The organism is Selenomonas sp. CM52, from assembly GCF_000292955.1.
Classification (GTDB): domain Bacteria; phylum Bacillota; class Negativicutes; order Selenomonadales; family Selenomonadaceae; genus Selenomonas.
In genome coordinates this window covers 25919-32749 of record NZ_ALNM01000001.1, presented here as the reverse complement: position 1 = coordinate 32749, position 6831 = coordinate 25919, and the positions used below count along the sequence as shown (strand labels likewise).

At 58.1% G+C, this 6831-nt stretch carries 5 protein-coding genes; 3 read left to right on the top strand and 2 right to left on the bottom strand.

What is annotated here, in order from left to right; translation table 11 throughout:
* The 3 genes from HMPREF1153_RS00125 to thrS form a co-directional block, all read left to right on the top strand.
* Positions 1-475, top strand: a 475-nt coding sequence (locus tag HMPREF1153_RS00125; protein ID WP_037369236.1) for an aminotransferase class III-fold pyridoxal phosphate-dependent enzyme, incomplete at its 5' end; no start/stop codon positions are given.
* Positions 476-619: 144 nt separating this feature from the next.
* Positions 620-1864, top strand: a complete 1245-nt coding sequence (locus HMPREF1153_RS00120; protein ID WP_009644877.1) for a Fic family protein — start codon at positions 620-622, stop codon at positions 1862-1864.
* Between the two features lie 161 nt (positions 1865-2025).
* Complete coding sequence (gene thrS, locus HMPREF1153_RS00115; protein ID WP_009644881.1) at positions 2026-3807, top strand: threonine--tRNA ligase; 1782 nt, start codon at positions 2026-2028, stop codon at positions 3805-3807.
* 118 nt (positions 3808-3925) lie between these two features.
* On the opposite strand, the gene HMPREF1153_RS00110 is transcribed toward thrS, so the two are convergent.
* Both HMPREF1153_RS00110 and HMPREF1153_RS00105 read right to left on the bottom strand, forming a co-directional pair.
* The gene (locus tag HMPREF1153_RS00110) at positions 3926-4615 is read right to left on the bottom strand and encodes a ComF family protein (RefSeq protein ID WP_009644883.1); all 690 of its coding nucleotides are present in this window, start codon (positions 4613-4615) and stop codon (positions 3926-3928) included.
* The gene (locus tag HMPREF1153_RS00105) at positions 4612-6795 is read right to left on the bottom strand and encodes an SF1B family DNA helicase RecD2 (protein WP_009644878.1); all 2184 of its coding nucleotides are present in this window, start codon (positions 6793-6795) and stop codon (positions 4612-4614) included. Before HMPREF1153_RS00105 ends, HMPREF1153_RS00110 begins: the two co-directional genes overlap by 4 nt.
* Between the last annotated feature and the right edge of the window lie 36 nt (positions 6796-6831).

Below are 6831 nucleotides of genomic sequence, written 5' to 3'. Positions count from 1 at the left end.
CCGCCGTGACATCATGGAGCAGATCGCGCCCGCAGGCCCCGTCTATCAAGCGGGCACGCTCTCGGGCAATCCGCTCGCCATGACGGCGGGCATCGAAACGCTCAAGCTCATTTTGAAAGAGCCGGAACCCGGAGAAGCCGACGCGAGCCGTGCGCTCACCTTGAAGACGAAGAAGCTCGTCCTCGGCCTTGAGTCCGCCGCACGCGAGGCGGGAGTCAAGATTCAGGCGCACCAGGCCGGCTCGATGTTCAGCATATTCTTCAATGAGGGCAAGGTCAAGGACTACGCAAGCTCCGCCGCTTCGGATCAGGAAGCCTTCAAGGTTTGGTTCCGCGCCATGCTCGAACAGGGCATCTACCTCGCTCCCTCGCAGTTCGAGACGCTCTTCCTCTCGCTCGCCCACACGGACGAAGACATCGACCGCACGATTGCTGCAGCGGAAAAGGCGTTTGCACAGGTCAAGTCGAAAAAATGATATTGTACGAAATGAACTAGGAAAAAAACGCGGTTTTTTCCTAGTTCATTTCACAACTAAGAAAAATATGCTCTTTTTTCTCAGTTCATTCTACACCTAAGAAAAAATCTGCTTTTTTTCCCGTGTCATACGAGGTGATGATCTATGCCGACACCCATCCTGCTAAAGCAATATCACCAAAATGAACCCAAAAGCCAAGAGCTTTACCACAGTTTGTACAATTCCGTCCTGGCACATCACATCGACATACCGATTAAGCATCTGAATGCTTCTCACGAATTTACTTCCTTTTATTACTATACGGAAGACATCATGCAAATTCTCTCCTCCATCATGCTTGAACTCCGTCAATTGACAAGCATTACAGCAACACTTCCTCACATAGCGATTGAATCCTTCCGTCGAGCCTGTCTAATCGAAGAGATCCAATCCAGCAACGCCATAGAAGGTGTTCGCAGTACACGCAAAGAAATCAAAACAGCTATCGATGAGCAAGATTCTACAGATTCTCATCATCGCCCCCGTCTCTGGAGTACTGTCAACAAGTATCTGAAACTTCAGCAGCAGGAAGAGATTTCTTTTCGTTGTAGTCATAACTTGCGTAAATTCTACGACGAATTTTTAGCAGACGAAATCAAAAGAGATGATCCTGCTAATCTTCCCGATGGCAAAATCTTTCGGAAAGAACCTGTCGATGTATGGTCCAAATCGAAAGTCATCCATCGCGGCATCATTCCAGAGGAAAAAATTATTCTCTCTATGGAAACTGCATTAAAAACTTTACAGAATGAACAAATCCCGGGATTAATACGTATTTCCATCTTCCATTATTTCTTTGGTTACATCCATCCCTTCTATGATGGAAACGGCCGGACCTCACGCTTTATTACATCATATTACCTTGCCAAAATATTACACCCATTGGTCGCAATCCGTCTCTCCATTACCATCAAAAAGTCCCTTCGCGTATACTATAAATTATTTGAAGATACTAATCATCCAGGAAACTACGGAGACTTAACACCATTTATTACCGGTTTCCTTTGGCTGATTCAGAAAAGTACCACTCGTGTCAATGAGATTTTACAGGAACGGCGAAAAAAACTTGATGCTTTGGCTCAAGCTCTTGAAATCCACTACTTCGGGACAGCAAAAAACAAAGCCGACTGGAAAATTTATTTTGTACTGCTGCAAGCATATCTTTTTTCAGATGACGGAGCAACCTTAAAAGAGATTGCGAGCACGGTTGGGCAAAGCGCAAAAACAATTCAGACACATATCAAACGCTATCCCGCTGATCATATCACGACGAACACAACACGCAGAGCCCACAGATATAAACTATCTACAGATTTTATAAAAAAATTGGAAACTCTTGCATCAAAATAAAGTTCCTCCTCATCCAATCCGCCAGATGTGCCTCGAATCCCCGCATGCAAGACTTTCGTGACAGATTGCACATTTTGCTCTATAATAGAAGAAACTGTGCAGGCTGCCGCTCGCCTCATGCGCGCCGTACCTGCACAAATGTCCAGCAAAGGGGAAACATCATGGATAAAGAACAATTCCTGCACGTCTACCGCCACTCGTTGGCGCATGTGCTTGCAAAGGCTGTCATCGAAGTTTTCGGCAAAGAGACACAGTACGCCATCGGGCCGGAGATTGCCGACGGCTTCTACTACGACTTCCTGCTGCCGCGCCCAGCGACGAACGACGACCTCAAGACCATCGAGGAAAAGATGAAGGAAATCTTGAAGCGCAAGGAAGATTGGAAGCGCGAGGAGATTTCCAAGAAGGCGGCGCTCGAACTTTTCAAGAATCAAAAGTTCAAGGTCGAGCTCATCGAGGATCTGCCCGAAGACGAGATTTTGACGATCTACCGCACGGGCGATGACTTCGTCGACCTGTGCCGTGGGCCGCACGTCGAGAACTCTGCCGCACTATTGTCTGTCGCCTGGCAGCTTCGCTCCATGTCCGGCTCCTACTGGCGCGGCGACGAGAAGCGCGACCAGCTCACGCGCATCTACGCCTACGCCTTCCCGACGAAGGAGGAGCTCAAGGCGCACCTCGCGTTCATCAAGGACGCGCAGGAGCGCGACCACAAGAAGATCGGGCCGCAGCTCGACCTCTTCATGTTCGACGAGACGGCGCCCGGCATGCCCTACTGGCTGCCGCGCGGCTGGAAGCTCTTCAACGCGCTGCTGGAATTCTGGCGCGGCATCCACGAAGCGCACGGCTATCAGGAAGTTTCCGCGCCCGTCATCAACAACAAGCGCCTGTGGGTCACGAGCGGCCACTGGGCGCACTACAAGGAAAACATGTTCCTGATTCCCGGCGCAGACGGCGACATCGAAGCGGACGACACCTTCGCGATCAAGCCGATGAACTGCCCAAACGCCATCAAGATCTACCAGCGCAAGACGCGCTCCTACCGCGATCTGCCGATTCGCTACAACACGGTCGACGTCATCCACCGCAAGGAAAAGTCGGGCGAGCTCAACGGCCTTTTCCGCGTGCAGCTCTTCCGTCAGGACGACGACCACACCTTCCTCATGGAAGACCAGATCGCCGCCGAGATGGGCGACATCATGGACATCGCCGATGAAATCTATTCGACGCTCGGCATGAGCTGCAAGGCGGAGCTTTCGACGCGCCCCGATGACTTTATGGGCGACATCGAGACATGGAATATTGCGGAAAAAGAGCTCAAGGAGATCCTTGACCGCAAGTACGGCGAGGGCAATTACGAAGTCAACGAGGGCGACGGCGCCTTCTACGGCCCGAAGATTGACCTCAAGATGAAGGACGCGCTCGGCCGCGAGTGGCAGGTCGGTACCTTGCAGCTCGACTTCCAGCTGCCGCAGAACTTCGACCTCAAGTACATCGCCAAGGACGGCAGCCACAAGCAGCCCGTCGTGCTGCACCGCGCCATCTTCGGCTCGATGGAGCGCTTCATCGGCGTCCTCATCGAAAACTTCAAGGGCGCATTCCCCTTCTGGCTCAGCCCCGTGCAGGTCGGCATCGTGCCGATCCGCCCCGAGCACAACGACTACGCCAAGAAGGTCGCGCAGAAGCTCTTCAAGAGCCGCGTGCGCTTCGAGGTCGACTACGCCGACAAGAACATGCGCGAGAAGATCAAGGGCTTCAAGCACTACAAGGATCCCTACATCCTCGTCTTAGGCGACAAGGAAGCCGAGGAAAACACCGTCTCCATCAACGTGCGCGGCACGAACGAGCAGCTCAAAGATGTGCCGCTCGACACCTTCATCGAAATGTGCCGCACGATGAACGAAGAGCACAGCCTGGAGCTTCTGACGAAAGTTCCCGGGTAAGCTCTCGCACAAACACATAACACAAAATGCCCCATCCGCCGCAAAATGCGGCAGATGGGGCATTTTTGTATGCTTGCGCAGCTGAATCATGCATCAACACGATGCAAACAGCCCTATTCTAGCTTCGGTCGCTCGCCAGCGCCAGTGCATACACAGAGCCTGCGCCCGCCTTTTTCAGCACGGCGGCGCAAGACGTGAGCGTCGCCCCCGTCGTCAGGATGTCGTCGAGCAGCACGATGCTTTTCCCCGCGATTTCTCCCGCGCCGCCTTTCCCCGCCTCGGCGAGGGAGAACGCGCCGCGCACGTTGTCCGTCCGCTCCTTCTCGCCGAGTCCGTACTGCGGCGCGGTCGAGCGCGTCCGCTGAAGCAAGGGGCGCGCGGGGATGCCCTTCGCCTTGAGCCAAGCGGCGAAGATCAGCTCGGCCTGATTGAAGCCGCGCTTCTTCTCGCGTGCTTCATGGAGCGGCACATAGACGGCAAGATCGACGGCGAGAAATTGCTCCGGCAGTTTCGCCGCCGCCAGAGCCGCGTGGATATAGGGCAGGACACCGCGCCTGCCGCGATACTTGAGGTCACGAACGAGCGTGCCGAGCGCGCCGCCGTAGAAGCCGACCGCCCACGCATCATCGAGCGCGGCGAGCGCTTCTGCCGAAAGTGCGAGGCGATGCGGTCGCACCGTGCGCGAAAGGCAGGGCGCGCACCAGCCGCCGCGTCTCTCGCAGTAAGCGCCGCAAGCCGGGCAGCGTGCGGGAAAGACGACGGAAGATACGGCGTCCGCCAGGGCGGCGAGCCACGCTGCGCCCCTCACGAGAGCAGCGGACTCTCGCCGCCCGCGCCCGCGAGTCTCTCGGCGAGCAATGTGTAGCGCCTGCGCGTCCTGTCGTTCGATACCGCCGTGAAGACAGCCGCCTTCGAGCCGAGCAGCACGACCTTTTTCTTCGCACGCGTCACCGCCGTATAGAGGAGATTGCGCTGCAGCATGATGTGATGCGCGGCGACGAGCGGCAAGACGATCACAGGGTACTCACTGCCCTGGCTCTTGTGCACGCTCATGGCGTAGGCGAGCGTGAGCATCATGAGTTCGTTCGGCTCGTAGTCCGCCGTCAGCTCCTCGGAATAGCGCACCTTGACGCCGTCCGCCGACACCTCGCGGATGAAGCCAATGTCGCCGTTGAATACGCCCTTCGTGTAGTCGTTCTTCGTCTGCATGACCTTGTCGCCGACCCGGAATGTGAGCGTGCTGTTACGAAACTCCGCCTTTTCGGGCGCGGGCGGGTTGAGCGCCGCCTGCAGGAGGCGGTTCAGATTGTCGACGCCGCACGGCGTGCGGTGCATGGGCGACAATACCTGCACATCCTCCAAAGCGTTGAATCCCTCGCGCGGCAGTTCCTCGCGGCACAGCGCGACGATGCGCCGCGCCGCCGCCTCCTCATCGGGCATCTCCAGGAACTCGAAATCGCCGCCCGCAGTGAACTGCGGCATGCGCCCGCGATTGATCGCGTGCGCGTTCAGGACGATCGTTCCCTCGCCGCTCTGGCGAAAGACTTCCTTCAAGCGCACGCTCGGCACAGCGCCCGAGCGCAGGATGTCCTTGAGGACAGAGCCGGGACCGACGGCAGGAAGCTGGTCGACATCGCCGACGAATATGACGCGTGCGCCCTCGGGCACGGCTTCGAGGAAATGCTCCATGAGCACGATGTCCATCATCGACACCTCGTCGAGGATGATAGCGTCGGCGTCCAGAGGATCGTCCGCGTCCTTCTCGAATACGGGCGAGCCGTCGGCCTCTATGCCGCCCTGTGCGCCCAGAAGCCGATGCACCGTCTCCGCCTTGCGCCCCGTCGCCTCTGCGAGCCGCTTCGCTGCGCGTCCCGTCGGTGCGCCGAGGAGCACGGAGAGCCCCTGGCTCTCAAGAACTGCGATCATGCCGCGCACGACCGTCGTCTTGCCCGTGCCCGGGCCGCCCGTCAGCACGAAGACCGCATGGTCGAGCACGGCGGCGACAGCCTGCTGCTGCTCTGCGGCGAGCGTGATGCCCGCCGCCCGCTCCCAGTCGGCGACGATGGCTGCCGCCTTTTCTGCGGGCAGCACGGCGGCCTTCTGCTGCAGGAAGAAAAGCATCTGCGCCGTGCGCTTCTCCGCGCGGTAGAGCCACGGCGGATAGATGAGCGTCTCCGCGCCGACCTCCTCGAAGGCGAGCCTTTCGGCGGCCAAGGCTTCCTTCAAGACCTCGCGCACCTCCTCCGTCGGCGTGCCGAGAAGCTTCGCCGCACGCTCCGTCAAAGCGGGCGCAGGGATGCAGCAATGCCCCTGCTGGGAGACGGTGAGGAGCGCGTGGCCTAGCCCTGCCTCGATGCGTTCCTTGCTGTCCTCGGCGATTCCTGCGCTCTTGGCAATCGCATCCGCCGTCAAAAAGCCGATGCCGGCGACGTCGCGTGCCAGACGGTACGGATGCTTCTCCATGACCTCGATGGCAAAGGAGCTGTACGTCTCGAAGATGCGTGCGGCGTACGCGCCCGAAACGCCGTGCATTTCGAGCCACAGCATGATCTCTCTGAGCTCCTCCTTCTCCATGTAGGAAGCGTGGATCTTCGCCGCCGTCTTCTTGCCGACGCCCGCGACCTCGGTGAGGCGCGAGGGCTTCTTCTCGATGATCTCAAGCGTCTCCTTGCCGAACTTCTGCACGAGGCGGTGCGCCATCGCCTCGCCGATGCCCGCGATCGCGCCCGACGCGAGGAAGCGCTCGATGCCCGCGAGACTCGTCGGCGCAGAAACGCGAAGCGTCGCCGCCTTGAACTGCTCGCCGAAGCGCGGGTGCTGCACCCACTCGCCCGAAAGCGCAATCTCCTGCCCCACGAGCGGTGCGGGCGCGTTCGCCGTCACCGTCACGAGTCCGCGCCGCCCCGATGGCCGCAGGCGAAAGACCGTGAAGCCCCCCTCGGGCGCGGCAAAGACGACGCTTTGTGCCGTCCCTTCGAGCGTTTCCATGCTGCACCTCCTGCCACTTGGCGGCTCTTTTCCTTC

What these genes read in the sequence shown, in the direction of transcription:
- thrS (WP_009644881.1), top strand. Translation starts at nt 2,026, where the DNA reads ATGGATAAAGAACAATTCCTGCACGTCTACCGCCACTCGTTGGCGCAT.
- HMPREF1153_RS00105 (WP_009644878.1), bottom strand. Translation starts at nt 6,795, where the DNA reads ATGGAAACGCTCGAAGGGACGGCACAAAGCGTCGTCTTTGCCGCGCCC.
- HMPREF1153_RS00120 (WP_009644877.1), top strand. Translation starts at nt 620, where the DNA reads ATGCCGACACCCATCCTGCTAAAGCAATATCACCAAAATGAACCCAAA.